Origin of the sequence: Streptomyces sp. Mut1 (genome assembly GCF_030719295.1) — a bacterium.
Lineage (GTDB): Bacteria > Actinomycetota > Actinomycetes > Streptomycetales > Streptomycetaceae > Streptomyces > Streptomyces castrisilvae.
This window is the reverse complement of sequence record NZ_CP120997.1, coordinates 7,252,631-7,277,146: the sequence shown is the minus strand read 5'-3', so window position 1 is coordinate 7,277,146 and position 24,516 is coordinate 7,252,631. Positions and strand designations below refer to the sequence as shown.

Annotated in this window: 21 protein-coding genes; 13 read left to right on the top strand and 8 right to left on the bottom strand. The window is 71.7% G+C overall.

Features of this window, described 5'->3' with window-relative positions; genetic code table 11:
* Positions 1-306 (bottom strand): urease subunit gamma, encoded by a 306-nt coding sequence (locus P8A18_RS31450; RefSeq protein WP_018554168.1) that lies wholly within the window; start codon positions 304-306, stop codon positions 1-3.
* Between the two features lie 61 nt (positions 307-367).
* Complete coding sequence (locus P8A18_RS31445) at positions 368-1,330, bottom strand: urea transporter (protein WP_306061267.1); 963 nt, start codon at positions 1,328-1,330, stop codon at positions 368-370.
* 189 nt (positions 1,331-1,519) lie between these two features.
* Here P8A18_RS31445 and P8A18_RS31440 point away from each other — a divergent pair, with 189 nt between their 5' ends.
* Complete coding sequence (locus P8A18_RS31440) at positions 1,520-1,990, top strand: fluoride efflux transporter FluC (RefSeq protein ID WP_306060088.1); 471 nt, start codon at positions 1,520-1,522, stop codon at positions 1,988-1,990.
* Positions 1,987-2,361, top strand: a complete 375-nt coding sequence (locus tag P8A18_RS31435) for a fluoride efflux transporter FluC (protein ID WP_306060086.1) — start codon at positions 1,987-1,989, stop codon at positions 2,359-2,361. The genes P8A18_RS31440 and P8A18_RS31435 overlap by 4 nt, the downstream gene beginning before the upstream one ends.
* 86 nt (positions 2,362-2,447) lie before the next feature.
* Here P8A18_RS31435 and P8A18_RS31430 read toward each other — a convergent pair whose 3' ends face one another.
* Both P8A18_RS31430 and P8A18_RS31425 read right to left on the bottom strand, forming a co-directional pair.
* The gene (locus P8A18_RS31430) at positions 2,448-2,624 is read right to left on the bottom strand and encodes a hypothetical protein (protein WP_306061307.1); all 177 of its coding nucleotides are present in this window, start codon (positions 2,622-2,624) and stop codon (positions 2,448-2,450) included.
* A gap of 346 nt (positions 2,625-2,970) precedes the next feature.
* Complete coding sequence (locus tag P8A18_RS31425; protein WP_306060084.1) at positions 2,971-4,455, bottom strand: SDR family NAD(P)-dependent oxidoreductase; 1,485 nt, start codon at positions 4,453-4,455, stop codon at positions 2,971-2,973.
* 206 nt (positions 4,456-4,661) lie between these two features.
* On the opposite strand from P8A18_RS31425, the gene P8A18_RS31420 reads away from it, so the two are divergent.
* The 5 genes from P8A18_RS31420 (at position 4,662) to P8A18_RS31400 (ending at position 9,620) form a co-directional block, all read left to right on the top strand.
* On the top strand, positions 4,662-5,564 hold the full coding sequence (locus tag P8A18_RS31420; RefSeq protein WP_306060082.1) for an RNA polymerase sigma factor SigF: 903 nt from the start codon (positions 4,662-4,664) through the stop codon (positions 5,562-5,564).
* Positions 5,565-5,763: 199 nt separating this feature from the next.
* Complete coding sequence (locus P8A18_RS31415; protein WP_306061265.1) at positions 5,764-7,020, top strand: PP2C family protein-serine/threonine phosphatase; 1,257 nt, start codon at positions 5,764-5,766, stop codon at positions 7,018-7,020.
* On the top strand, positions 7,010-8,626 hold the full coding sequence (locus P8A18_RS31410; RefSeq protein ID WP_306060080.1) for a sensor histidine kinase: 1,617 nt from the start codon (positions 7,010-7,012) through the stop codon (positions 8,624-8,626). Before P8A18_RS31415 ends, P8A18_RS31410 begins: the two co-directional genes overlap by 11 nt.
* The gene (locus tag P8A18_RS31405; protein WP_018554159.1) at positions 8,623-9,066 is read left to right on the top strand and encodes a response regulator; all 444 of its coding nucleotides are present in this window, start codon (positions 8,623-8,625) and stop codon (positions 9,064-9,066) included. The genes P8A18_RS31410 and P8A18_RS31405 overlap by 4 nt, the downstream gene beginning before the upstream one ends.
* A 98-nt stretch (positions 9,067-9,164) precedes the next feature.
* On the top strand, positions 9,165-9,620 hold the full coding sequence (locus P8A18_RS31400) for an ATP-binding protein (protein ID WP_018554158.1): 456 nt from the start codon (positions 9,165-9,167) through the stop codon (positions 9,618-9,620).
* Positions 9,621-9,646: 26 nt separating this feature from the next.
* Here the strand turns inward: P8A18_RS31400 and P8A18_RS31395 are convergent, their stop codons facing one another.
* Positions 9,647-10,822, bottom strand: coding sequence for a PP2C family protein-serine/threonine phosphatase (locus P8A18_RS31395; protein ID WP_306060078.1), 1,176 nt, complete (start codon positions 10,820-10,822; stop codon positions 9,647-9,649).
* An 80-nt stretch (positions 10,823-10,902) separates the two neighbouring features.
* Here P8A18_RS31395 and P8A18_RS31390 point away from each other — a divergent pair, with 80 nt between their 5' ends.
* The gene (locus P8A18_RS31390) at positions 10,903-11,415 is read left to right on the top strand and encodes a MarR family winged helix-turn-helix transcriptional regulator (RefSeq protein WP_306060076.1); all 513 of its coding nucleotides are present in this window, start codon (positions 10,903-10,905) and stop codon (positions 11,413-11,415) included.
* Positions 11,416-11,659: 244 nt separating this feature from the next.
* Entirely contained in the window at positions 11,660-11,992 is a 333-nt protein-coding gene (locus tag P8A18_RS31385; protein WP_018554155.1) for an STAS domain-containing protein, read from the top strand.
* A gap of 81 nt (positions 11,993-12,073) precedes the next feature.
* On the opposite strand, the gene P8A18_RS31380 is transcribed toward P8A18_RS31385, so the two are convergent.
* A complete protein-coding gene (locus P8A18_RS31380) occupies positions 12,074-14,425 on the bottom strand; it encodes a GH92 family glycosyl hydrolase (RefSeq protein WP_306060074.1) in 2,352 nt (783 codons plus the stop codon).
* 280 nt (positions 14,426-14,705) lie between these two features.
* On the opposite strand from P8A18_RS31380, the gene P8A18_RS31375 reads away from it, so the two are divergent.
* Positions 14,706-15,917, top strand: a complete 1,212-nt coding sequence (locus P8A18_RS31375; RefSeq protein ID WP_306060072.1) for a DMT family transporter — start codon at positions 14,706-14,708, stop codon at positions 15,915-15,917.
* Here the strand turns inward: P8A18_RS31375 and P8A18_RS31370 are convergent.
* Positions 15,887-17,206 carry a transglycosylase family protein gene (locus tag P8A18_RS31370; RefSeq protein ID WP_306060070.1) on the bottom strand — a complete coding sequence of 440 codons (1,320 nt, stop codon included), beginning with the start codon at positions 17,204-17,206 and terminating at the stop codon, positions 15,887-15,889. The genes P8A18_RS31375 and P8A18_RS31370 overlap by 31 nt on opposite strands.
* Before the next feature lie 548 nt (positions 17,207-17,754).
* Here P8A18_RS31370 and P8A18_RS31365 point away from each other — a divergent pair.
* Both P8A18_RS31365 and P8A18_RS31360 read left to right on the top strand, forming a co-directional pair.
* On the top strand, positions 17,755-20,274 hold the full coding sequence (locus P8A18_RS31365) for a glycoside hydrolase family 3 C-terminal domain-containing protein (RefSeq protein ID WP_306060068.1): 2,520 nt from the start codon (positions 17,755-17,757) through the stop codon (positions 20,272-20,274).
* Positions 20,275-20,282: 8 nt separating this feature from the next.
* Complete coding sequence (locus P8A18_RS31360) at positions 20,283-21,389, top strand: LacI family DNA-binding transcriptional regulator (RefSeq protein WP_306060066.1); 1,107 nt, start codon at positions 20,283-20,285, stop codon at positions 21,387-21,389.
* 307 nt (positions 21,390-21,696) lie between these two features.
* Here the strand turns inward: P8A18_RS31360 and P8A18_RS31355 are convergent, their stop codons facing one another.
* Positions 21,697-23,052 (bottom strand): ROK family transcriptional regulator, encoded by a 1,356-nt coding sequence (locus P8A18_RS31355; RefSeq protein WP_306060064.1) that lies wholly within the window; start codon positions 23,050-23,052, stop codon positions 21,697-21,699.
* Between the two features lie 144 nt (positions 23,053-23,196).
* Between P8A18_RS31355 and P8A18_RS31350 the strand changes: the two genes are divergently transcribed.
* Positions 23,197-24,507, top strand: a complete 1,311-nt coding sequence (locus P8A18_RS31350; RefSeq protein WP_306060062.1) for an ABC transporter substrate-binding protein — start codon at positions 23,197-23,199, stop codon at positions 24,505-24,507.
* The last annotated feature ends 9 nt before the right edge of the window (positions 24,508-24,516 follow it).

The following is a 24,516-nucleotide window of genomic DNA, read 5'->3' as shown; positions in this document are numbered from 1 at the left end:
TCAGCCACCGATGGGGTCGTGGCAGGAGACGAGCTTGGTGCCGTCCACGAAGGACGCCTCGACCTGGAGCAGGCCGAGCATCTCCCGTACGCCGGGCATGGTGTCTCCCTCGCCCACGACGTGGCGGCCCAGTTCCATGCAGTCCGCGACGCTCTTGCCGTCGCGGGCGGCTTCGAGGATCGCCTCGGTGATCAGCGCGACCGACTCGCTGTAGTTGAGCTTGAGGCCGCGGCCCTGGCGCTTGCGGGCCAGGTCGGCCACGACGTAGACCAGCAGTTTGTCGATCTCGCGAGGGGCGAGGTTCATCGTGGGTACCTTCCTCGGGATGGTGCGGTGGGAGAGCGGGAGGGACGGTGGCCGGGCCTTGTCAGTCGCTGCGGCGCAGGCGTGGCAGCAGGGGAACGGCCGCCATCAGAACCCAGGTGGTGAGGATGAACGGCCACGTGAAGGTGTGACCGCCGAACGGTTTGAAGAATGACGTCAGCGACGCGGTGAGACCGGTGGTCGCCGCCGCGCCGAACAGGGCGTAGACCCCGTTCCAGACCGTGTTGGCCATGAAGACGGCGCCGATGGCGATAGCCACGAGGACGGCGTTGTATCCGTAGATCCCGCTGGCGATCAACGCCGTGGGGGCGCCCAGGGCCCACGCGGCGAAGACTCCGACCACGCTGCCGGCCGCCGCGTACAGGACCACGCGGAGGCCGGCCAGGGCCAGTCCCACAAGCATGATCAGTCCGACGTACCAGGATTCGACCAGGAAGATCTGCGAGACGTTGTTGAAGAACGCGTGCCACAGGTCGTTCCAGGACAGCCCGGTGTCGCCCCTCGTCGTACTGGAGACGGCGGACGGGGCGCCGTGCCAGACGCGGTCGAAGGCCGGAGCTCCCACCACCATCACACCGGAGACCAGGCAGAAGGGCGCGGTCAGCGGTGTGAGTCCGTAGGGGGTGAGGAAGGTTCCCAGAGTCGCCATCAGAAGGGTGCACATGATGGCGCCGACCACCGTCAACACGTAGGTCGCGACGTGGTTGCCCAGCGAGGAGACGAGCGCGACGCCGGTGAGGCATCCCGAATACCCCTGAAGCCCCAGGGCAATGCTCGTCCGGTCAACGGCGAGTGCGTACGCGGTCGCGGTGGCGATCAGCGTGCCGAGTGTGGCGAACAGGCCCGTTTCCCAGCCCGCCGCCCACAGGGCGGCAAGGATCGCCACGCCTGTGAGCAGCGCGGGCTGGAGATCCACCTGCCCAACGCCCCGCACACTCGCCAGGAGGTAGGCGAACGGTTGGCGCTTTTCCAGCCGCCGCACAATTTCCGGCTCGGCAAAAGACAAGGCTGACTCCAACGACTCAGCGAAATGAGGACCTTCTGGAATGCGCATCGCATTCACACGTCACCATCAATACACAGAGCGATAGAATGGGCGCTCTGAGCGACGGGGGCAGTGGCCCAAGCGGGTGGCACCGTTCCCCCACCAGCGCGCTCCGCCCCTGCCCGGGGGTCGAATACGTAGGTTCGCCGCATGTCGATCAGAATGCAGCTGCACCGCCACAGTCACCCCGACCACCATCCCGGGGTCCAGCTTCCAGTCGTGGTCGTCGTCGCGATCGGCGGTGCCGCCGGAGCCGCAGCCCGCTTCGGCGCCGAGCGCCTCTGGCCGAACGGCACGTCGGCGTTCCCCTGGACGATCCTGCTGGTCAACACGGTCGGGTGTTTCCTGATGGGGGTCCTGATGGTCACCCTGAAGCTGCGTTTCCCCGGGGCGCCACGGCTGATCAGCCCGCTGCTGGGCACGGGCGTGCTCGGCGGGTTCACCTCGTTCTCGCACTACACGGACAACGTGCGGCAGCTGTTCGAGAACCACGAGCCGGGCTACGCCGTCGGCTGCCTGGTGCTGACCGTGGCCGCGGCGCTGGCGGCCGTGACGGCCGGGGCGTTCGTCGCGCACTTCTCGTTCGGCCGCTCCTACGGTTCGCAGGGCGAGGCGTCATGACCGACTGGCTGCTCGTCCTGGCCGGCGGACTGGTGGGCGCGCCGTTGCGCTATCTCCTCGGGGTGGACGCGAAGTTCCGCCTGCACAGCGTCTTCCCGTGGGGCACCTTCGCGGCCAACGCGGGGGCCGCCCTGTTCCTCGGTTTCATCGCGGAGGCGGCGATGAACGGTGATCTGAGCACCCGGCTGAATCTGCTGCTGGCCACCGGCTTCTGCGGGGCGCTGTCGACCTGGTCGACATTCTCCTACGAACTGCTGACCCTGAATTCGGCCCGCCGGCTCGGCCTGGCGGCGGGCTATCTCCTGCTCACCGTCGGCGCCGGAGTCGGACTCTCCTTCGGCGGTGCGGCGGTGGCGCGCGCGGTGTTCTGAGCACTCCGCCGCACGAGCGCGCCGCCGCATGAGAACGGGCCCCGGCCCGCCCCGCTGGGGGGCAGGGCCGGGGCCCGTGGAAGCACTCAGTCGATGCCTTGCAGGATGTGCGGCTCGGCGAGGTCTTCCTCGTAGCCGGCCAGCCGGATCGGCGCGGACCTGGCCCAGACCTCGATGTTCCGGAGCTTCTCGCTGCCGGAGCCCGGCTTTCCGGGCCGTTCGGCCGGCCGTTCCTCGTGCTTCGTCATTTCCGGTGTCGTCACCGCGCACTCCTTTGTGTCGCGTAGCCCCGGGCGTCGCCGACGCTCCGGATCTCATTGCCGGGAATCAGCCGCCCATACGGGGCAGGGGCAGAAACAGATCGGTCGCGGTGGCGCCGGGTACGGGGCGGGACGGCGACTTGGTTGACAAGCCTGTCCCAGGACGGTCGAGGAAGGTTTGTGGACTCCTCGATGACGTCCGTTCACATCAGAGTAACCAAATGAGCGCGTCCACGCTCGATGGAACGTGTGCCATGGGTCACTTTCAGCCACTGCGCACGGAAAAGACCCGGCCAGGAAAGCGTCCGGCCGGGTCTTCACGGGGCGCGGGTGCCGCGCTCCGGTCCTGCTACCAGTTGGCGGGGGCGTAGTCCTTGAGGAAGCAGCCGTACAGGGCCTCGCCCGCCTCGCCGCGCACGATCGGGTCGTAGACGCGGGCGGCGCCGTCGACCAGGTCGAGCGGGGCGTGGAAGCCCTCCTCCGCCAGCCGCATCTTGTCCGGGTGCGGGCGCTCGTCGGTGATCCAGCCGGTGTCGACGGCGGTCATCAGGATGCCGTCCTTCTCGAACATCTCCTGGGCGCTGGTGCGGGTCAGCATGTTCAGCGCGGCCTTGGCCATGTTGGTGTGCGGGTGGCCGGCGCCCTTGTAGCCGCGGCCGAACACGCCTTCCATCGCCGAGACGTTGACCACGTAGGAGTGCTTGGCCGCCGTCGCCGCCATGGCCGGACGGAGCCGGCTGATCAGGATGAACGGCGCGGTGGAGTTGCAGAGCTGGACTTCCAGCAGCTCGATGGGCCCGACCTCGTCGACTGTCTGGATCCAGCTGTTGGTGTCGTGCAGGTCCGGGACGAGCCCGCCCGCGTCGATCGCGGTGCCGGCGGCGATCCGGGCCGGTGAGGCGGAGCCCGTGACCAGGGCCAGATCCGTGACGTCCTGCGCGCTCAGCTGCTCCTTGCGGGCGGCGGGCAGTGCGGCGACCCGGTCGACACTGCCGCTGCCGAAGGTGCCGATCACCTCGGCGGCCGGCAGTTCACCGGCGGGCAGCGGCGCCGACTCGGCGCCGAGCAGCTCGCTGTAGGCCTGCGGCGAGCGGCGGACCGTCTGCGCCGCGTTGTTGATCAGGATGTCGAGCGGGCCCTCGGCCGCCACCGACTCGGCGAGGGCGACGACCTGGGCGGGGTCGCGCAGGTCGATGCCCACGATCTTCAGACGGTGGATCCACTCGTCGCTGTCCTCCATCGCCTTGAAGCGGCGGATCGCGTCGTTGGGGAAGCGCGTGGTGATCGTGGTGTGGGCGCCGTCGCGCAGCAGCCGCAGCGCGATGTACATGCCGATCTTGGCGCGGCCGCCGGTCAGCAGCGCCCGGCGCCCCGTCAGGTCGGTGCGGGCATCGCGGCGGGCGCGGTTCTCGGCGGCGCAGTCCTGGCAGAGCTGGTGGTAGAACGCGTCGACCTCGACGTACCGCGTCTTGCACACGTAGCAGGACCGGGGCCGCTGGAGGATCCCGGCGATCTCCGCCGAGGCGGAGGAGGACGGCAGGACGCCCTGGGTCTCGTCGTCGATGCGCTCCGCCGAACCGGTGGCGGTGGCCTCGGTCACCGCCTTGTCGTGCGCGGTCTTGGCGGCCCGGCGCTCCTGGCGGCGGCGCTGCTTCACGGTCCGGTAGATCCCCGCCGTGGCGCGTCGCACCGCGACCGCGTCCGGGTGGTCGACCTCGATGGTGTCGAGTTCGTCGAGCACGCTCAGGCAGACGGCCAGCCGCTCCGGGTCGATACCGGGACCGAATTCCTCGGTTCCGGCCACGATCTCGGGGCCGTTCTCTGTCACCGTCATTGCCGTTCCTCTGTACTCGTGCCGCTGGCCTTACTGCGGGCCGAACGCCCCGGTCAAGTCTGCCATGGTTCCCGAGCTGCTCCATTCGGGTGGGCGGGCCGGGTGGAGGGGGCGGCGGAGAAAATTCCGTACCGGCCGCGCATGCCCTCGCCGATTCGGGGCAGGCGGTGTGCGAAGCACTTGGCGACAAGGAGGGGTCACACACCATGGCGACCACGACGGAGCGGACCGGCGAAGTCTTCGGCGACACACACACGCTTGTAGAGCAGGACGGGACGCCGCAGGGCGCGGGGACTGCGGAGCTGCCGTGGATCGAGGACACCGGGAAGGTCGCCCCGAAGGACGCCCGCGCCCTGTCGAAGATGTTCCTGGACCGGCTTCAGACGCTGGAGGAGGGCACGCACGAGTACCAGTACGCGCGCAACACCCTCATCGAGATGAATCTCTCGCTCGTGCGGTACGCCGCGTCGCGCTTCCGCAACCGCGGTGGCGACGACGTCGAGGACATCATCCAGGTGGGGACGATCGGTCTGATCAAGGCCATCGACCGCTTCGACCTCACGCGTGAGGTCGAGTTCGCCACCTTCGCGGTCCCCTACATCGTCGGGGAGATCAAGCGCTTCTTCCGCGACACCACCTGGGCGGTGCACGTGCCGCGCCGGCTCCAGGAGCTGCGGGTCGACCTGGCGAAGGCGAAGGAGGAGCTGTCGTCGCGGCTGGACCGCGATCCGACGGTCGCCGAGCTCTCCGCCCACCTCGACCTGCCCGAGGAGGAGATCATCGAGGGCCTGGTCGCGGCCAACGGATACTCGGCCGGCTCCCTGGACACTCCCAGCGCCGAGACCGACTCCGGCAACGAGCAGCGGTCGTACGCCGATGTGATCGGTGAGGCCGACCCCGGCATGGAGACCGTGGAGAACCTCCACACCCTGGCGCCGCTGCTGGAGAAGCTCGACGCCCGCGAGCGCCGCATCGTCCAGATGCGCTTCGGCGAGGAGATGACGCAGTCCCAGATCGGGGCGGAGCTGGGCGTCTCCCAGATGCATGTGTCCCGGCTGCTCGCCCGCATCGTCAAGCGGCTGCGGGCGGGGATGTCCGTCGAAGCCTGAAACGGGCACCGGGGCGGGTGAGGACACCCGCCCCGGCCGCTCCCCCACCCTCTCGAATCGGCCACGCACCGGCAGGCTGTGGCCGAAGACGCAGCGGACGACGCCCTACGGCAGAGCGGAGGGCGTCGTTCACATATGCTGCGGGGCACACCGGCGGGCGGCCCGCTCGGTGGCAACGAGAGGGTGAAGCGTGGCTGAGATGCGCATGAGCGCCCCCGCTCGGCCTCCCGTCCCCGCCTCCTTCCCGCTCCAGACGGCCCACGAGGCCGACGGCGGGGGCTCCGTCTGGGACGTCACCGGTTCCATCCTGCTCGTCGAGGACGACGCGGGCGACGCGCTGCTCGTCGAGGAGATGCTCGCCGACGGTGAGCTGGACTCGGCGCTGACCTGGTGCAAGACCCTGTCCGAGGCACTGGCGTATCTGCGCTCGCACCGGGCGCCCGTCTGCGTCCTGCTCGACCTGCATCTGCCCGACGTCCACGGACTGCGGGCCGTCACACAGATCGTCGACACGTCCCAGGACGCCGCGATCGTGGTCCTGACCGGTCTCGCGGAGGCCGACGCGGGTCTGAAGGCCGTGGCGACCGGGGCGCAGGACTACCTCGTCAAGGGCCGGCTCGATCCGCAGGCGCTGTCGCGCGCGATCCGCTACGCCCTCCAGCGCAAGCAGGTCGAGCGGGCCGCCTCCGCCCTGCGGGCCAACCAGCTGATGGCGCAGGAGAACGCGCGCCTCGAACGCGGCCTGCTGCCCATACCGCTGCTGAACGACGACAGCTTCCAGGCCGTCGCCCGCTACGAACCGGGCCGCGCCCACGGCCTGCTCAGCGGTGACTTCTACGACGTGGTGCAGACGGCCGACGGCACGGTCCGGGCGGTCATCGGCGATGTGTCGGGGCACGGTGCGGCGGAGGCGGCGCTCGGCGTATGCCTGCGCGTGGCCTGGCGCACGGCCGTGCTGTGCGGAACCGATCCGCTGGAGCAGCTCGGGCTGCTGGAGTCGATCCTGGTCGCCGAGCGTTCCGATCCCCATGTCTTCGCGACCGTCACCTCGCTGGTCTTTCCGCCCGAAGGGGACCGGGTCCGCGTCGTCCGGGCCGGCCATCCGGGGCTGCTGCTGCGGCAGGGCGGAGACGTCGAGTGGGTGGAGCCCGAGGGCGGAATGGCGCTCGGGCTGCTTCCCGGGCACGGCCAGTGGCCGGTCAACGACGTGGAACTCACGCCCGGCGCCGCGCTCGTCCTGTTCACCGACGGCCTCTTCGAGGGGCGCAACGGTCCGGACACCCGGCTGGGCGAGGAAGGACTCCTCGACATGGCCCGGGGCCAGGCCCGCCTCGCCGCCCGCCCGTTCGTCGACGCACTCGTCGCGGGCGCCTCTCAGGCGGCGGCGCCGCACGGGGGGCTCGCCGACGACGTGGCCGTCCTGCACCTCGGCTGGAGCACCACCCATGAGCGGTGACATACCCGACACCACCGCGAAGCCGGCCGGATTCCGGGCTCGTCTGTCCGTCCAGAACTGGGTCCATCTGATCCTGGGCTGTTTCGTACTCGTCGTCTGCGGCTGTCTGGTGGTCGGCGGGCTGGTCCTGTCCCGGATCTCCGACCGGACCACCGAGCTGGTGGACCGTATCCAGCCGGCCCGCTCCGCCTCCTTCCAGCTGCAGAACGCGCTGCTCGACCAGGAGACGGGCGTACGCGGCTACGCGCTGACCGGTGACGCCTCGTTCCTGGAGCCGTTCGCCGCGGGCAAGGAGGCCGAACAGGACCGGCTGGCCCGGGTGCGCGCCGCGATGGGTGACAGCGCGCCGTACAACCGCGACCTGGACCGGATCGCCGCGGCCTCCGCACAGTGGCGCAGGGTGCACGCCGACCCGCTGATCGCGGTCGTCCGCCGCGACGGACCCGGGGGCCGCTCCTCGGAGCGGACCACGCAGAGCAAGGCCGCCTTCGACCGGCTGCGGCAGCTCTACGGCACCCAGCAGGCGCATCTCGATGCTGCCCGGGACCGGGCACGCACCCAGCTGGACGACGCGCGCCACACCCGCGACCGGGTGCTGATCGCCCTGGTGATCGGCTTCGTGGTGTGCGTGATCTCGCTCAGCGTGCTGCTGCAACGCATGGTGGGGCGCCCGTTGAACGCCCTGGCCGAGGCATCCGGGAGAGTCCGCTCGGGCAGCTTCCGCCGGCGCCGCATCGAGGTGCGCGGGCCGTCCGACGTACGGGCGGTGGCCGCGGCGGTCGAGGACATGCGCGGCCGGCTGGTGGCGGAGGTCGACGCCGCGCAGGAGCGGGAGGAACTGCTCGCACAGCAGACGGTGGAGCTGCGCAGGTCCAACTCCGAACTGGAGCAGTTCGCCTACGTCGCCTCGCACGACCTCCAGGAGCCGCTGCGCAAGGTGGCGTCGTTCTGCCAACTGCTGGAGAAGCGGTACGGCACGGAGCTGGACGGCCGGGGCAAGCAGTACATCGACTTCGCGGTCGACGGCGCCAAGCGCATGCAGGTGCTCATCAACGACCTGCTCACGTTCTCCCGGGTCGGGCGCGTCCACGACCGGTGGAACCCTGTCGACCTGGACGGGGCGCTGGACCGGGCGCTGGCCAATCTGGCGCTGGTGATCGAGGAGTCGGGGACCACGGTCGTCCGTGCCGCGCCCCTCCCCCCGGTCACCGGGGACCCCACGACGCTCACCATGATCTGGCAGAACCTGGTCGGGAACGCCGTGAAGTTCCGCCGCCCGGACGAGCCGTGCGTGATCACGGTCGGCTGCGAGCGGGAGGGCGACGACTGGCACTTCACCATGACGGACAACGGCATCGGCATCGCGCCCGAGTTCGCGGAGAAGGTCTTCGTCATCTTCCAGCGGCTGCACCCCCGCGACGAGTACGAGGGCACGGGCATCGGCCTCGCCCTGTGCCGCAAGATCATCGAGTTCCACGGCGGCCGGATCTGGCTCGATCCGGAGTCCCGCCAGGGCGCCCGCATCCACTTCCTCCTGCCCGCCGACGCCCCCGCGGAGCCGGCCGGCCCGACCCTCCCAGCCGAGATCTCCGGAGAGACCGCGTGAACACCTCCGTACTGCCCATCGAGATCCTTCTCGTCGAGGACGACCCCGGCGACGAGCTGATGACGCGCGAGGCGTTCCAGGACAACAAGATCCGCAACACGCTCCACGTGGCGCGGGACGGCGAGGAGGCGCTCGACTTCCTCTACCGCCGGGGCGCGCACGCCGAGGCGCCCCGCCCCGATCTGATCCTGCTCGACCTCAACCTCCCCAAGTACGACGGCCGCCAGGTCCTGGAGCAGATCAAGCAGGACCCCGTGCTCTCCCTCATCCCGGTCGTCGTGCTGACCACGTCCTCCGCCGAGGAGGACATCCTGCGCAGCTACAAACTGCACGCCAACGCCTATGTCACCAAGCCGGTCGACCTCGACCAGTTCATGGCGGCCGTGCGCCAGATCGACGAGTTCTTCCTCACCGTGGTACGGCTTCCCGGCCGCGCGTAATATTCGCTGAAGATGCTTGGGAGTGGGATCTCCCGACGCGGGTACACGATCAGCAGAAAGAGGTCTTCGACCTCCCCGCTGCGCCCTGGCTGGAGCACATGAACGAACAGGCGATCTCCCGGCCGGACGACTCCCCCCGGAGCTGTCCGCCCACGGAGGCATTGCACAGCGCCGAGGTGTTCGACGGCGAGCCGGGGTGCATTTCCCAGGCACGGGCGCTGGCCGACCGTTTCCTGGTCAGGCTGGTGTCCGAGTGGATGGCGGTGCTCGGCACCCACACCCGCAATGACCTGATGCTGGCGGTGAGTGAGCTGGTCACCAACGCCGAGCGCTACAGCCACGGCCCGTACCTGCTGGAGCTGGAGGGCACCGCGGAGCGGATCAGCATCACGGTGTACGACAGCAGCAGCGCGCTGCCGGTGTTCTACGCCCCCGATCCGAGCCGCCTGGGCGGTCACGGCATGGAGATCGTGGTGGCCCTGTGCGACCGGGTCACCGCCGAGCGGGTGCCGGTCGGCAAGCGCATCCGGGCCGAGTTCACGCTCAGCAGCTGAGCGGGCCCGCGGCGCCCGTCGCGGGCTCAGCCCCGGGCGTCCTGCCGGCCGAACCAGTCGATGCACATGACCAGCGCGTCGTCGAGCGTGTCCGACGAGCGGTGCTCCGCGAGTTCCCGCAGCACCGCCCCCGGCACCGCGGCGGCCGACAGCAGACGGGTGGCGAGGACCGCCCTGGCCAGGCCGCGTTCCGCGTACTTCTCACCGAGCGGTGACACCGCGTCGTAGACCCCGTCGCTGACGAGCAGCAGCCGGTCCCCCGGGCGGGCCTGGAGGTGCTGGACGACGTACTGCGACTCCTCGAACATGCCCAGCGGCAACTGGGCGTCCAGCGCCACCCGCGTCACCGTGCGGCCGCGCAGCCGCCACAGCTGCGGAGAGCCCGCGTCCACGGCGTCGACCGCCCCGGTGGCCAGGTCGAAGCGGAGCAGCAGGGTGGACACGTGGGCGGCGCCGCGGTGCTGGTCGTAGATGGCCTGGTCGGCGAGGGCCGCCTGGTCCGCGATGCCGATCCCGGCTCTCCTGGCGTTGCGCAGCGCGTTCACGGCGAGGTTGGTGAGCAGGGAGGCGCGGATGCCTTCGCCCAGGCCGTTGGTCACGGCCACGCTGAGCTGGTCGCCCTCCGCCGCCCAGTCGAAGTTGTCGCCGTGGATGGCGTAGGCGGGTTCGAGCTGGGCCCCTATGGCGTACTCCGGGGCGGCGAACGACCGGGCGGGAAGCAGCTGCCACTGCATTTCGGCGGCGAGGGTCAGGCGCGTGGTGCGGCGGGCCCGCTGGTAGTGGTCGGTCTCCCGCTCGGCGACGACCAGCTCGTGCCCCAGGAGTTCGGCCACATGCGTGAGGTCGTCCATGACGTGCGGGGTGGAGCGCGCGGACGGCAGCCGGACGGTGAGGATGCCGAGGCGCTCGCCCCGGACGGTGACCGGAAAGTAGTGGTCGGCCGCGTCGTCGGGTCCGGTCCGTCCCTCGTGCGGGCGCTGGCTGCCGAAGGCGCGGCCCTGGGGGCTGTTGTACACCGAGAGCGGCTGGCCGAGGCCGTCGGAGGGGTCGACCGGGTTGAGCACGGTCATTCCGTAGTCCGCCAGCAGCAGCTGCACCGAGCGTGCGCCGTATTTTTCCGCGAGGAAGTCGCGCACCGTCCCGACCAGGGCGTACGGTGCCGCCGCGCGTAGCGCTCGTTCGATCTCCGTGTGGGCATTCACGCTGTTTCGCCCATTCTTCGGTGGGTGGCGGGGACGGAGCCAGGCTGACAGGAGCACGTTACGGGTGACAGAGTGGAAGAATGCCCCACCGCACCGGACTTCCTCACCGCCCTGAACAGGTGTCCGAGGACGTCTGTGCCGCGTCCGAGCTTCTGGAGGTGTTGTGGGGCCGGGGCCAGGAGGCCGCCGCGCTCGGCGTGGTCTCCCCCTCCCAGCTTCGCGCGCTGCTCGTCATCGAGCAGCAGGAGGGGAGCAACCTCCGCTCGCTCGGTGAGGCGCTGGGCTCGCGGGCGCCCTCGGTGAGCCGGCTCTGCGACCGGATGGAGGCCATGGGCCTGGTCCAGCGGGACCCGAGCCCGACGAGCCGCCGGGAGGTCGAGCTGCGCCTGACCCGCAGGGGCCGGGAGCTGCTGGAGGAGTACCGGGCGATCCGTACCCGGGAGCTCACCGCCGTACTGGAGAGAATGCAGCCCTCCGAGGTGGCGGCTCTGGCCGCGGGGCTCACCGCCTTCCGCTCGGCGGCATCGCAGCGGCTCACCGGCGACCGGAGTCCGGCCGCGCGGCTTCGCGACGACGTCGCGGACAGCGCCTAGCTTCATGCAGCCCTGCTTCCGCGTTTCTGAGGCGCTCCCCGGACGGGCGACTCGTTGATCGTTCGGTACAGATTGTTGCCCGATGAAGAATGTTGTCAAATGGCAACTGTTACTTTTATCGTTGAGCATTCCCGCCGCGAGCAGGCACGGGGCAGAATCGGACCGTCCGCCTGATCCGGTGTTTTCCCACCGTCCAGTGCATCACGAGGTGAACGTGCTTCCACCCCCCAGCGCCGGCCGCGCCATGCAGATCGTCCCACGTCACGAACGGGGAGCGCTGGTGCTCGCGGTAACCGGCGACCTCGACATCGACAACGTCGCGCCTCTCGGCGCGGCGTTGGAGAACGCGTCGCTGGAGGGCACCGGGCCGGTCGTCGTCGACCTCTCGGACGTGAGTTTCGCCGACTCCACCACGGTGAACGTGCTCCTTCAGGGGCAGACCGCGCTCGGCCCCAGGCTGCGGCTGGCCGCGCCCTCCGTCTTCATGGAGCGGCTGATCGGCGTGCTGGGACTCGACTCCGCGCTCCCGGTCTTCCCGAGCGTCGCCGAGGCAATCGACCCGGGTCTTCCCGGCTAGGGCCTGTCCGAACCACGCGTACCGAGCGCCCTCCTTCCCGTCCGGACGGGAAGGAGGGCGCTCGGCCGTGCCGCCGCCGGGTCAGCCCAGGGCGGGCGGGGCGTCCTCGGGTGAGGTTCCCCACGCCGACGGCTCGGCGCCCACCGTGAAGGAGAGCGAGCGGGCCGAGCGGATGTCGTCCGTGGTGAGGTACGTACGCGCCCGGGGTGCGCCGTCGAGCCGGGCGGACTGGATGTAGCGGTCGGTGCCGGAGGTGCCGGGGGCGCTGACGGTCAGCGCGCCGCGCGGGTAGTAGCGGCGGTCGAGCCTGATGTCGACGCGCTCGAACGCCGGCGTGGACAGACCCCAGGTGTCGGTGCCGGGCTGGACCGGGAAGACCCCGATGGACGACAGCACCATCCAGGCGGACATCGTGCCCAGGTCGTCGTTGCCCGTCATGCCGGTCGGGCCGTTGGTGAAGAGCGTCAGGGCCGCGTGCACCACATCGGTCGTCTTCCACGGCTGACCGGTGGACAGGTAGGTGTACGGGGCGATGAGGTCGGGCTCGTTCTGCGGGTTGTACTTGTCGGCGTTGTAGTACGCGTACGGGCCGTTCACCCATACCTCACGGGCCGTCTTCGCCGGATCGGCGAGGAGTTGGTCGTACGCGAAGAACGAGTCGAGCCGTTCGTTCGCGGCGTCCTTCCCGCCGATCAGGCCGACCATGCCGGGGATGTCCTGCGGGACCATCCACTGGTACTGCCAGGACGTGCCCTCGTGGAAGCCCTCGCTCTCGGCCGGGTCGGCGGGGCCGGTGAACGCGCCGGAGGTGTCGCGGGCTCGGAAGAAGCCGGTCGAGGGGTCGAAGATCTTCCGGTAGTTCTGGGCGCGGGCCTCGTAGCGCGCGGCGTCGGCGTCGTGGCCGAGGTCGCGGGCCATCTCGGCGAGCATGCCGTCGGCCAGGGCGTATTCCAGGGTGGCGGAGGCGCCGTGGTCGAAGTCCGAGTCGCCCGGCTTGGCGTGCTCACGGTCCTTGATGTACGGAGCGAAGCCGTCCGCCAGGTACTGGACGTTGGCCTCCCGGCCGACCGGCGCGGAGCCGGCGGGCGGCACCCCGTCCGCGTTCTTCCTCAGCGCCCGGTACGCCTCCTCCTCGTACCCCTTCAGCAGTCCCTGCTGGTAGGCGTTGGTGAGGAAGGGGGTGACCGGGTCACCCGTCATGATGTTCGTCTCGACCGTGCCGTAGCCCCACTTCGGCAGCCAGCCGCTCTCCGCGTCGATGCGCAGGACGGATATCGCCATGTCGCGGGACTCGCGCGGGGCGAGCAGCGAGAGGAGCTGGGCCTGGGTGCGGTAGGTGTCCCAGAGCGACCAGTTCTGGTAGTAGGTGAAGCCCTTCGCGCGGTGCTTCTTCTGGTCCCAGCCGGTGTAGCGGCCGTCCACGTCGCTGCCCACGTTGGGCGCGAGGAAGGACCGGTAGAGGGAGGAGTAGAAGGTACGGCGCAGTTCGTCGCTGCCGCCCGTGGCCTTCACACCTTCGAGCCGGTCCTCCCAGGTGCGCTGCGCGGCCCGCTGGACGCGGTCGAAGCTGCGGCCGCCCTCGGCACGGAGGTTGAGCGCGGCGCCCTTGGCGTCGACGTAGCTCAGGGCGGTGGTGGCCTCGACCGTGCGGTCCTCGGTGGTGTCGAACCGCAGCCAGGCGCCGTTGCGGGCGTCGGCGGCCGTGGACTTCTTCGAGCCCTCGGTGACGGTGCCGCCGTTCCAGGTGCCGGAGGTGGTGAACGGCCGGTCGAAGCGGGTGACCGTGTAGAGGGTGTACTGCTTGGTGTCCTGGCAGAAGCCGCTGCCGGTGATGGCGGTCCGCACGGTGCGGCTGTCCAGGATCTCCACCTCGGAGGAGATCGTCCGGTGCAGCGACTGGCCCGCGTTGAGCAGCACGTTGGCCTTGTCGGTGGCCGGGAAGGTGTAGCGCTGCACCCCGGTGCGCGGGGTGGCGGTCAGCTCGGCCTCGATGCCGGTGCCCAGCCCGACCTTGTAGTAGCCGGGGCTCGCCTTCTCGTCGTCGTGGCTGAACTCCGCCGCGTACTTCGCGTAGTCGGTCTCGGTGACGTCCCCGGTGGTGGGCAGCGTCGGCAGGTCGCCGCCCAGCCCGCAGCCGACGCCGGAGAGGTGGACGGAGGAGAAACCGCGGATGTGGTCCTCCCCGTAGTCGTAGCCGGTGTTGTGGCCGGTGTCCGGGGAGAGCTGCACCATGCCGAAGGGCACGGAGGCGCCGGGATAGGTGTTGCCCTCGTTCTGGGTGCCGATGAACGGGTTGACCAGGTCGGTCAGCCGGCCGTCGCTCCTCGGGGCGGCCTCGGCCGTGGCCCCGGGGAGGAGGACACCGCCCAGGAGTGCGGCGGCGGCGAGTGCGGCCGCCGGGCCGCGCAGTCTCGGCCGTGGGGTCCGATGCATGGGGTTACTCCTTAGGACAACGTTGTCAGAGCGCGCTCATTCTTCGAGTCCGCCGTGATCCGCGTCAAGGGGTCCGACCGTCCCCTTCCGGCCGATGACGTGAAGGTACGGTGCGCGACCGCGCGTGCCACCACGGGTGGAGCCGGGTTGATCGTTCTGACGTGCGCCGCGAGGAGGACTACCGTCAGGAGGAGGACACCCTGACTGTTCCCGTACTACCAAAGCAGTACGCCGGATCGCCGCCTCAGGGACGACGACGCGGCGGCTGAAAAAGGGGATCGTGGTGTACATGAGTTCCCTCGCGCTGTCCGTGCTGCTGTCACTGGTCTCCGCGGTCGCCTACGCGGCCGGGGCGATCGTCCAGGAGCGCGTGGCCACTGCCTCCGACGGCCGCTCTCTCGCACCGCTGCGCGACCGTGTCTGGTGGGTGGCGGTCTCGCTGAACGGCGTGGGCGCGGTCCTGCACGTGGTGGCGCTGGCGTACGGCCCGCTCAGCCTCGTCCAGCCGCTGGGAGCGTTGACGATCGTCTTCGCGCTGCCGATGGCGGCCCTGTTCGTGGGGCGCAGGGCCGGGGCCACGGCCTGGCGCGGCGCGGTCATGGCGACGGTGGGGCTTGCCGGACTGCTCGCGCTGACCGGCAGTTCCGACGCGCACTCCCTGGGCCGTCCGCAGCAGTTGATGCTGGCCGTCGTGACCTTCGGCGCGGTGGCGGCGCTCGTCCTGCTCTCCCGGGCGATGCGCCGGCCGGTGATGCGCAGTGTGGTGCTGGCGGGGGCGGCGGGTGTCGCGTTCGGTATCGCGTCGGTGTACACGAAGACGGTGGCCATGGAGTGGACGGCCGGTTCCGTGGGATCGGGGCTGCCGACCCTGCTGGTGATCGCGGCGCTCGCCGGCGCCGGTCTGCTGCTGTGCCAGGCGGCCTACCGGGGCGCGGGGCTCACGGCTCCGCTGGCCACGGTGACCGTGGTGAACCCGGTGGTGGCCGCGGCGGTCGGCATCACGCTGTTCGGCGAGCAGTTCCGGCACGGCACCACGGGCACGGTGCTCGCCCTGGCCTGCGGGGTGGTCGCGGCCGGCGGGCTGATCATGCTGACCAGGGAGCGCATGGGCGCGGAGCGTCTGGATCCGGCGCCGAAGGACCCGGGAGGGCTCTCGGCCGCCACCGCGCCCGCCGACGGCGGGCCTTCGGCCGTGAGTGAGGAGGCCGGGGATTTCGACGGGCCCGCCGCCGGTTCACCGGCTCCGGCGGGCACTTTGCCGGTGCCGGCCGCCGCCTCCCTTCCCGAACCCGCGGGTCCGCGGCCGGTGACGGCTCCCCCGGCGCTTCCGCTGCCCGTGCGGATGCCGCTGGACCGGCTGGGCAGGCGGGTGGAGTTCGCCCCGCCTGCCGGCGGCGGGCACAGGACCGGGCCGCCCGCAGGGGCCGCCGGCCCGGAGGCCGGTGACCACCGCAAGGGCGTTCAGACCTTGACGCCGCCCGCCCTGAGGTAGGCCAGCGGGTCGATGTCGGAGCCGTAGTCGGGGCCGGTACGGACCTCGAAGTGCAGGTGCGGTCCGGTGACGTTGCCGGTGGCGCCGGAGCGGGCGATCCGCTGCCCGCCGCCGACGTGCTGCCCACCGCGCACCAGTAACGAGGACAGGTGCGCGTACTGGCTGTACTTGCCGTCGCTGTGACGGATGACGACCTGGTAGCCGTACGGTCCCGCCCAGCCCGCCGACACGACGGTGCCGGCCGCCACCGACTTCACCGAGGTGCCGGTGGGCACGGGGAAGTCGACCCCCGTGTGGTAGCCGCTGGACCAGGAACCGGCCTGGTGGTACTGCGTGCCGGTGCGGGCCGCGACCGGGGCGGTGAGCGAGGTGTGCTTCTGCGCCTGGGTCTTGTGGGTCTCGGTCTTGTGCGCCTGGGTCTTCGGCGTCTCGGTCTTCTTCGGCTGCGGCCTGGCCTGCTGCGTCTTCTGCTGCGGCTTCGGGGCCGTCGTCGGAGCTGATTTCGGGGCTGTCGTCGGGGCGGCCTTCGGGGTTGTCCTCGCCGCGGCCTCGGGTTCGGCCTTCGTGGCTGTCCTCGGCTCGGCCTTCGTGGCCGTCCTCGGTGTCCCGGCCAGGTCCAGGCTCAGGCGCTGGCCCGGGAAGATCAGGTCCGGGTTGTCACCGACGACCTTGCGGTTCGCCGCGTAGAGCCGCTGCCAGCCGCCTTCGAGGTGCCGTTCGACGGCGATCCCGGACAGCGAGTCGCCCGGCGTCACGGTGTACGAGTCCCGCTTGCCCGGCACGTGCGTCGGCGTCGCCGCGGCCGGCTTCGTCTGCGCCTTGCGCGGGGGCGAGGAGGCGCTGTCCGGCTTCTTCGGCGTCGTGACCCGCGCCGTGCGCTCGCTCTGCGGGCTGACGTCGGGCGAGTCGCCGCCCTGGGTCAGACCGGCCTTCCCGGAGCAGACCGGCCAGGCGCCCGGCCCCTGGCCCTCCAGGACCTTCTCCGCGATGGCGATCTGCTGTTCCCGGGTGGCCAGGTCGGCGCGTGCCGCGTAGACCGTTCCGCCGTACGCCGCCCAGGTGGAGCGGGTGAACTGGAGCCCGCCGAAGTAGCCGTTGCCGGAGTTTATGTGCCAGTTGCCCGTGGACTCGCACGCGGCGACCTTGTCCCACACGTCCGCCGACGCCGCGCCGGCCGACGCGGCCGCGATGAGCGGGAGCGCGAGCCCCGCACCCCCGGCCGTGACCGTGAGCGAAACGCGGTTGATGCGGCTCGGCTGATATCTGCGGTGCCGTCCGTTCACGGCCATGACTTGGCTCCCCCACTGGCTGTAGGACATGTCGCAAGCGGTCAACTTATGTGCAAACAGCGGGTGATGACAAGGCCACCGTACGTTCCGGCCACCGTCCCGGAGGGCGTGCGCGGGGCGTGCGGGGCGCGCCCGGTCAGCGCACGGCGAAGGTGAGCGGCGAGCGATGCCCAGGGAGCGTTCGGACGCGCCGGCGGCCTTCGCGTTGACCCGGGCTGTGATCGTGAGCAGGCGCGCGTCGCCGTCGAGTTGCTCACTCCCGGCGCATCCGAGCCTGAACCTCCGGGAGGAGTCCGCGGGCAGCGCACCGAGCGGCGCGGCCGGCGTCTCGGCGAGCGGGAAGCCCTCGCGAGGGGCGGACACCTCCTTCCGGCCGGCACCGCCGTACCACTGGGCGCGCGGGGCCGTGGTCGCGGCGGCGCGTGCCCCGGAGTCCGCCGCGGCCCGCCCCTGCCCCCATTGACACGGTCGGCGTCGGCCAGCAACGCTGGGCACCACAGCCCGGGAGAGCGCTCTCCAGCATAGGGGGGCGCTGTGCACGAAGGAGCATGGCCGCCATGACGGACGAAGAGACCGATCCGCTGCTCGACAAGCTCGACGCGGCCCAGAAGGTCCGTCTGCTGACGGGGGCCAGCACCTGGCGCACGTACGGCGAAGGGGCTGTCGGGCTGCGGCCGCTCACCCTCTCGGACGGGCCGGCCGGGGTGCGCGGCGAGGCCTGGGACGAACGGGAGACCTCGCTCGTCCTCCCCTCCCCCACCGCGCTCGCCGCCTCCTGGGACGAGCGGCTGCTGACCGATCTCGGCGCCCTGCTCGCCTCGGAGGCGAGACGCAAGGGCGTCGACGTGCTGCTGGCCCCCACCCTGAATCTGCACCGCTCACCGCTGGGCGGCCGGCACTTCGAGTGCTTCTCCGAGGACCCTCTGCTCACCGGGCGGACCGGTGCGGCCCTCATCAGGGGCATCCAGTCGGGCGGGGTCGCGGCCACCGCCAAGCACTTCGTCGGCAACGACGCCGAGACGGACCGCCTGAACGTCGACGTCCACATGGACGAGCGGACGCTGCACGAGGTCTATCTCGCCCCGTTCGAGGAGGCGGTCGCGGCCGGGGTCTGGGCGGTCATGTCCGCGTACAACAAGGTCGGCGGCGTCACGATGTCCGCCTCCCCGCTCCTGGAGCACCCCCTCAAGGACGACTGGGGGTTCGACGGGCTCGTGGTCTCCGACTGGGGTGGCGTGCGCACCCTCCTGGACGCCGCGCGCTCCGGCCAGGACCTGGCGATGCCGGGCCCGGACAGCCCCTGGGCGGCCGGTCTGCTCGCCGCGCTGGACCAGGGCCTGGTGTCCGCCGGCGCGGTCGACGACAAGGTGCGAAGGCTGCTGAGGCTGGCGGGGCGGGTGGGTGCGCTGGGCCCGGCCCGGCCGGTGCGGCGGCCCGTGCTGGCGCCGGACGCGCGGCGGGCGCTGCTGCGGCGCGCCGTCTCGGCCGGTGCGGTGCTGCTGCGCAACGAGGGCGGGGTGCTGCCGCTGGATCCGGCGGGTCTGGGCTCGGTCGCCGTCATCGGGCCGCACGCCACGGCGGTACGCGTCCAGGGCGGGGGCAGCGCGGAAGTGTTCCCGGAGCAGGTGGTGACCCCGCTCGCCGGAATCGAAAGGGCGCTGGACGGGGTGGCCGATGTGATCCACCGGCCGGGTCTGCCGCCGTCGGACCGGCCGGAGCCGCTCGGCCGCGACCGGACGCGCGACCCGCGCAACGGCGAGCCGGGGGTGCTCGTGCGGCTGCTCGACGGGCAGGGGGCCGAACTGCACGCCGAGCACCGGCTGTCCGGGCGGATCGTCGAGCCCTCGGTGCCGGCGGGTGACGCCGCCCTGGTCGAGATCCGGGCCCTGTACCGGCCGGCCGCGAGCGGGGTGTGGACCTGGGCGGTGGGCGGCTGGGGGGACATCGCGCTGTCCGTGGACGGCGTGGAGGTGCTGTCCGGCACGTTCCCGCTGGACAGCGACGACCCGACCCGGGTACACGTCGCCCCGCCCCTGCACACCGGCCCGGCCGAGCTGGCCGCCGGGCGGGAGGTGGAGGTGGTGGCGCGGCGCTCGCTCGCCCCGGGGTCGGGTGTCGCGACGGTCCTCGCGGCCGCCCCGCCCGCCGGTGACGCGGCCGCCGCGCTCGCCGACGCGGTGTCCGCCGCGCGGGCGGCCGACGTCGCGGTGGTGGTCGTGGGCACGACGGAGCAGAGCGAGTCGGAGGGACACGACCGCGAGAGCCTGGACCTGCCGGAGGGTCAGGACGCACTGGTGCGGGCGGTGGCGCGGGCCAACCCGCGCACCGTCGTCGTGGTCAACGCGGGCGGCCCGGTCGCCCTGCCCTGGCACACCCGGGTGCCCGCGCTGCTGCTCGCCTGGTTCCCGGGCCAGGAGGCCGGGGACGGGCTGGCGGACGTCCTGTTCGGCCGGACCGAGCCGGGTGGCCGGCTACCGACGACCTGGGCCGCCGCCCAGCACGACGTACCGGTGCTCGGAACCGCGCCCGGCGCCGACGGGCGGCTGCGCTACGAGGAGGGCCCGCACATCGGCTACCGCGCCTGGCTGCGGTCCGGGGCGGAGCCGGCGTACTGGTTCGGCCACGGTCTCGGGTACACCGGCTGGACGTACGAGGAGCTGACGGCCCCCGCGTCGGTGCGGGCCGGGGAACCCTTCGACGTGCGGGTGCGGGTGCGCAACTCCGGGCGGCGGCGCGGCCGGGAGGTGGTTCAGGTCTATCTGGCCCGCACCGACTCGGCGGTCGAGCGGCCGGTGCGCCGGCTCATCGGGTACGCGGCGGTCGAGGCGGACCCCGGGCAGAGCGCGGTCGCGGTGGTCCGGGTGAGCGGGCGCGCGCTGGCCCACTGGGCTCCCCGGCGGGGCGGCTGGGAGACGGAGCCGGGCGGGTTCACGCTGCTCGGCGGGGGTTCGGCGGGCGATCTGCCGCTCACCGCCGGGCTCACGGCGCAGGCGGGCCCGGACTCGGCCGGGAAAGGATCCGATAACGGTTCGGAGCACAATGGAGAGCGCTCTCCGCTGATGCTATAAATGCGCTCATGACGGATGATCTGCGACCGGCCGGAACACCCACCCTTGAGGACGTGGCGAAGGCGGCCGGCGTGTCCCGCGCCACCGTCTCCCGGGTGATCAACGGCGTACGGAATGTCGACCCGGTGATCCAGGAGGCGGTGCGCCGGGCCGTCGCCCTCACCGGCTACGCCCCCAACCGCGCGGCCCGCTCCCTGGTGACCCGGCGCACCGACGCCATCGCGCTGGTGGTCTCGGGCGCGGGTGTCGAACCGGAACCGGAAGCGGAGGAGACCGCGCCACCGGCCGATGCGGACGGGGCCGAGGCGGGCGGCGGGGCGTCGTTCACGGGACAGGTCTTCGCCGACCCTTTCTTCGGCCGGGTGGTGACCGGGGTCGTCAACTACCTGCGCCCGCGCGGTATGCACCCGGTGCTGATGTTCGCCGAGACGTCACGGGCCCGGGAGGACGTGGTGTCGTTCCTGCGGCAGGGCAGCGCGGACGGCGCCCTGGTCGTCTCGACGCACGCGGAGGACCCGCTGCCGGGGATGCTCACGGACGCGGGGCTGCCGGCCGTGCTCTACGCCCGCCCCGCCCGCGCCGCCCGGATCAGCTATGTCGACGTCGCCCACCAGGACGGGGCGCGGCTCGCCGCCGAGCATCTGCTCGCCCGGGGCTGCCGCCGCATCGCGACCATCACCGGCCCGCTCGACGTACCCGCCGTGCAGGAGCGGCTGGCCGGCTTCCGCGACACGATGGCGCGCAACGGCCACCCGTACATCGCGATCGCCGAGGGGCGGTTCACCCAGGAGAGCGGTGAGGCGGCGATGGAACGGCTGCTGACCGAGCACCCGGACCTGGACGGCGTCTTCGCGGCCAACGACCTGATGGCGACGGGCGCCTGCCATGTCCTGCGGGAGCGCGGCAAGCGGGTGCCGGAGGACGTCGCGGTGATCGGCTTCGACGACAGCAGCGCGGCCTCCGCCTGCCGTCCGCCACTGACCACGGTCCGCCAGCCGGTGGAGGCGATGGCCGCCGAGATGGCCCGGCTCCTGATCGAGCGGCTGTCGAAGCCGGAGGGGGCCGCGACGTCCGTGATCTTCGAGCCGTCGCTGGTGGTGCGGGAGTCGGCGTAGGCGGGGCGGCCACCGGGCAGCACGGCCCGGAAGCCGCCGGCCGGGCGCGCGGGACCGGGACGCGGCACGGGGGACGCGGCACCGGGCGCGCGACGCCCGGACGCCGGGGCCGGGCCGTGCGGACCGTGCGCGGGACGGAAAGGCGGGGCACCCCGCCCACGACGCCCGGACGCCGCGGCCGCGCCGTGCGGACCGCGCGCGGGACGGGAGGGCGGGGCCGCCCGGGAGCCCTGGGCCGGGTCCCGAGGCCCGGAGCCGCGCGTACCCGGAAGCACGCGCCCCGCGCGGCAAGGCGCACGGCTCCCCCTCAGCCCGCCTCCGACGCGGTCCGGGAGCGCTCCCTTCTCCGTACGGCGTCCGCCGGGGTGCGCGGCGCCGCGGCCGAGGCGTCGGCCCGGGGCGCGGGTGACGGGCGGCTGCCGCCGCGGGCCAGGAAGTCGGCCAGGGGGAGCGTCGCCGCGCCGACCGTGACCGCGTCGGGCCCGAGGCGGCCCATCTCGATGGTGGTGCGGGCCGCCGCGTGCTTCAGCGCGTACTCCTGGGCGTACCTGCGGATGTCCGGCAGCAGATGGGGGCCGATCAGCAGCCCCGCCCAGCCGCCGAGCAGGATGCGCTCGGGCAGGAAGAGGTTGATCAGGTCGCCCAGCGCCGCGCCCAGGCACTCGGCCGTCTCGTCCAGCAGCGCGACCGCCACGGGGTCGGGTTCGTCCCCGGTGTCCGGGTAGGCGGCGGCGAGCAGCGCGGCGAGCGCGGTCTCGTCGTCGGCGTCGGCGGGCAGCGGGCCGCCCGCCTCGTGCCAGCGCTCGCGCATCGCCTCGGCGCCCGCGTACGCCTCCAGGCAGCCGATCGATCCGCAGCGGCAGCGCCGGCCGCGCAGCTGCACCGTGCTGTGGCCCCACTCCAGGGCCTGGCTGCTGCGGTCCTCGTCGAGGAGGTCGCCGTGGTTCACGCAGGCACCGACACCGGAGCCGATCAGCGCGATGGCCGAGGCGCCCGCGCCGCGCCCGCCGCCGAACCACATCTCGGCCTGCCCGAGCGTCTTGGCGCCGTTGTCGATGAAGAAGGGGACCTCGGGCGGGACCCGCACGGCACCCCGGAGCAGCCGCTCGAAGGGCACGGCGCTCCAGTCGATGGTCTGCCCGTGCACGACGGAGCCCACGTCGCCGATGACGCCGTCCGGCGCGTCGCGCTCGATGATGCCGGGGACGCCGATCCCGATGCCGAGCAGCCGGTGCGGGTCGGCGCCGGCGTCCCGCAGCACGTCGGCGACGCCGCTGCGGACATGGCCGACGATGCGGGCGACGTCGTAGCCGTGCTGGGCGAGCAGCCTCTCGGTGCGGGCGAGTTCGGTCAGGGAGAGGTCGAAGAGCTCCACCCTGATCCGGGTCTCACCGATGTCGATGCCGATGAGGAGGCCGCCGCCGGGGGCGACACGCAGCAAGGTGCGCGGGCGGCCGCCGTCGGAATCGACGACACCGGCCTCCTCCAGGAGGCTCTCGGCGGCGAGTTCCGCAACGACGTTGCTGATGGAACCCGAGCTCAGCCCGGTGGCGGGACCCAGCTCCTGGCGGCTCAGCGGGCCGTCGAAATACAACCGTTGCAATACCCTCGCCCGGTTGCCCCGTCGCAGGTCACGCACGGTCCGTCTGTTGCGCTCAGCCATGTGGCTCCTTCCCTGCCCGCAACATACCGCGACCCCGGGACTTGACGCGACCTTCTCTCACCTCTTAAATCACGTCATAAATTAAGCCCTGAAGGTCGCCCGGCTCCCGGACCGGCCTTCTCCCCCGGAAAGGGGCCACCCAGCATGCGCAACATCAGAGCCGCGGCAGCCGTCACCCTCGCGATCTCCATAGCCGCCGGAGTCACCGGCTGCGGAGGGGGTTCCACGAGCGGCGGCAGCAACGATTCGCCGAAGACCCTCACGTACTGGGCCTCCAACCAGGGCCCCAGCATCGAGGCCGACAAGAAGATCCTGGCGCCCGAGCTGAAGAAGTTCGAGGAGCAGACGGGCATCAAGGTCAAGCTGGAGGTCGTGCCGTGGGCCGACCTGCTCAACCGGATCCTCGCCGCCACCACGTCCGGTCAGGGCCCGGACGTGCTGAACATCGGCAACACCTGGTCGGCCTCGCTCCAGGCGACGGGCGCGCTGCTCCCCTGGAGCAAGGAGAACTTCGACGCGATCGGCGGCCGTGACCGCTTCGTCGACTCGGCGGTGGCCTCGGCCGGCGCGGAGGGCCAGGACCCCGCCGCGGTGCCGCTGTACTCGCTCGCGTACGCCCTCTACTACAACAAGAAGAGCTTCGCCGAGGCCGGCATCGAGAAGCCCCCGGCCACCTGGGACGAGCTGGTCGCGGACGGCAAGAAGCTGTCCAAGGACGGCAAGTGGGGGCTCGGTGCCGAAGGCGCCAACCTCTCCAACAACATCCACCAGACCTTCGTCCTGGGCCAGCAGCACGGCGCGGACTTCTTCGACGCCGACGGCAAGCCGACCTTCACGTCGGACGGCGCGGTCGCGGCCGTGAAGCAGTACATCGACTTCATGGCCAAGGACAAGATCATCGCTCCGGGCAACGCGGAGTACGCCCAGAACCAGTCCCTCACGGACTTCGCCAAGGGCAAGACCGCGATGGTGCTGTGGCAGGCCGCCGCCTCCACCTTCGCCTCCCAGGGCATGAAGCCCGAGGACTGGGGCGCGGCCCCCGTCCCCGTCGCCTCCGGCACGCCCGGCGAGGGCAAGAACGTCAACTCCATGGTCGCCGGCATCAACATGGCGGTGTTCAAGAACACCAAGAACATCGACGGCGCCAAGAAGTTCGTGAAGTTCATGACGAGCGACGCCGAGCAGAAGCTGCTCAACAAGACCTACGGGTCGATCCCGCCGGTCAAGACCGCCCAGGCGGACGAGGCGTTCTCGGCGCCCGACCTCGCGGTCCTGCGCGACACGCTGGCCAAGAGCGCGGCCCCGCTGCCGCAGGTGCCGAACGAGTCGCAGTTCGAGACGGCCGTCGGTACGGCGGTCAAGGAGCTGTGGGCCGACGCCGCGGCAGGACGCCCCGTGACCACCGAATCCGTCAAGGCGCGCCTGGAAAAGGCCCAGCAGACGATGCAGCAGTAAGGCACCCTT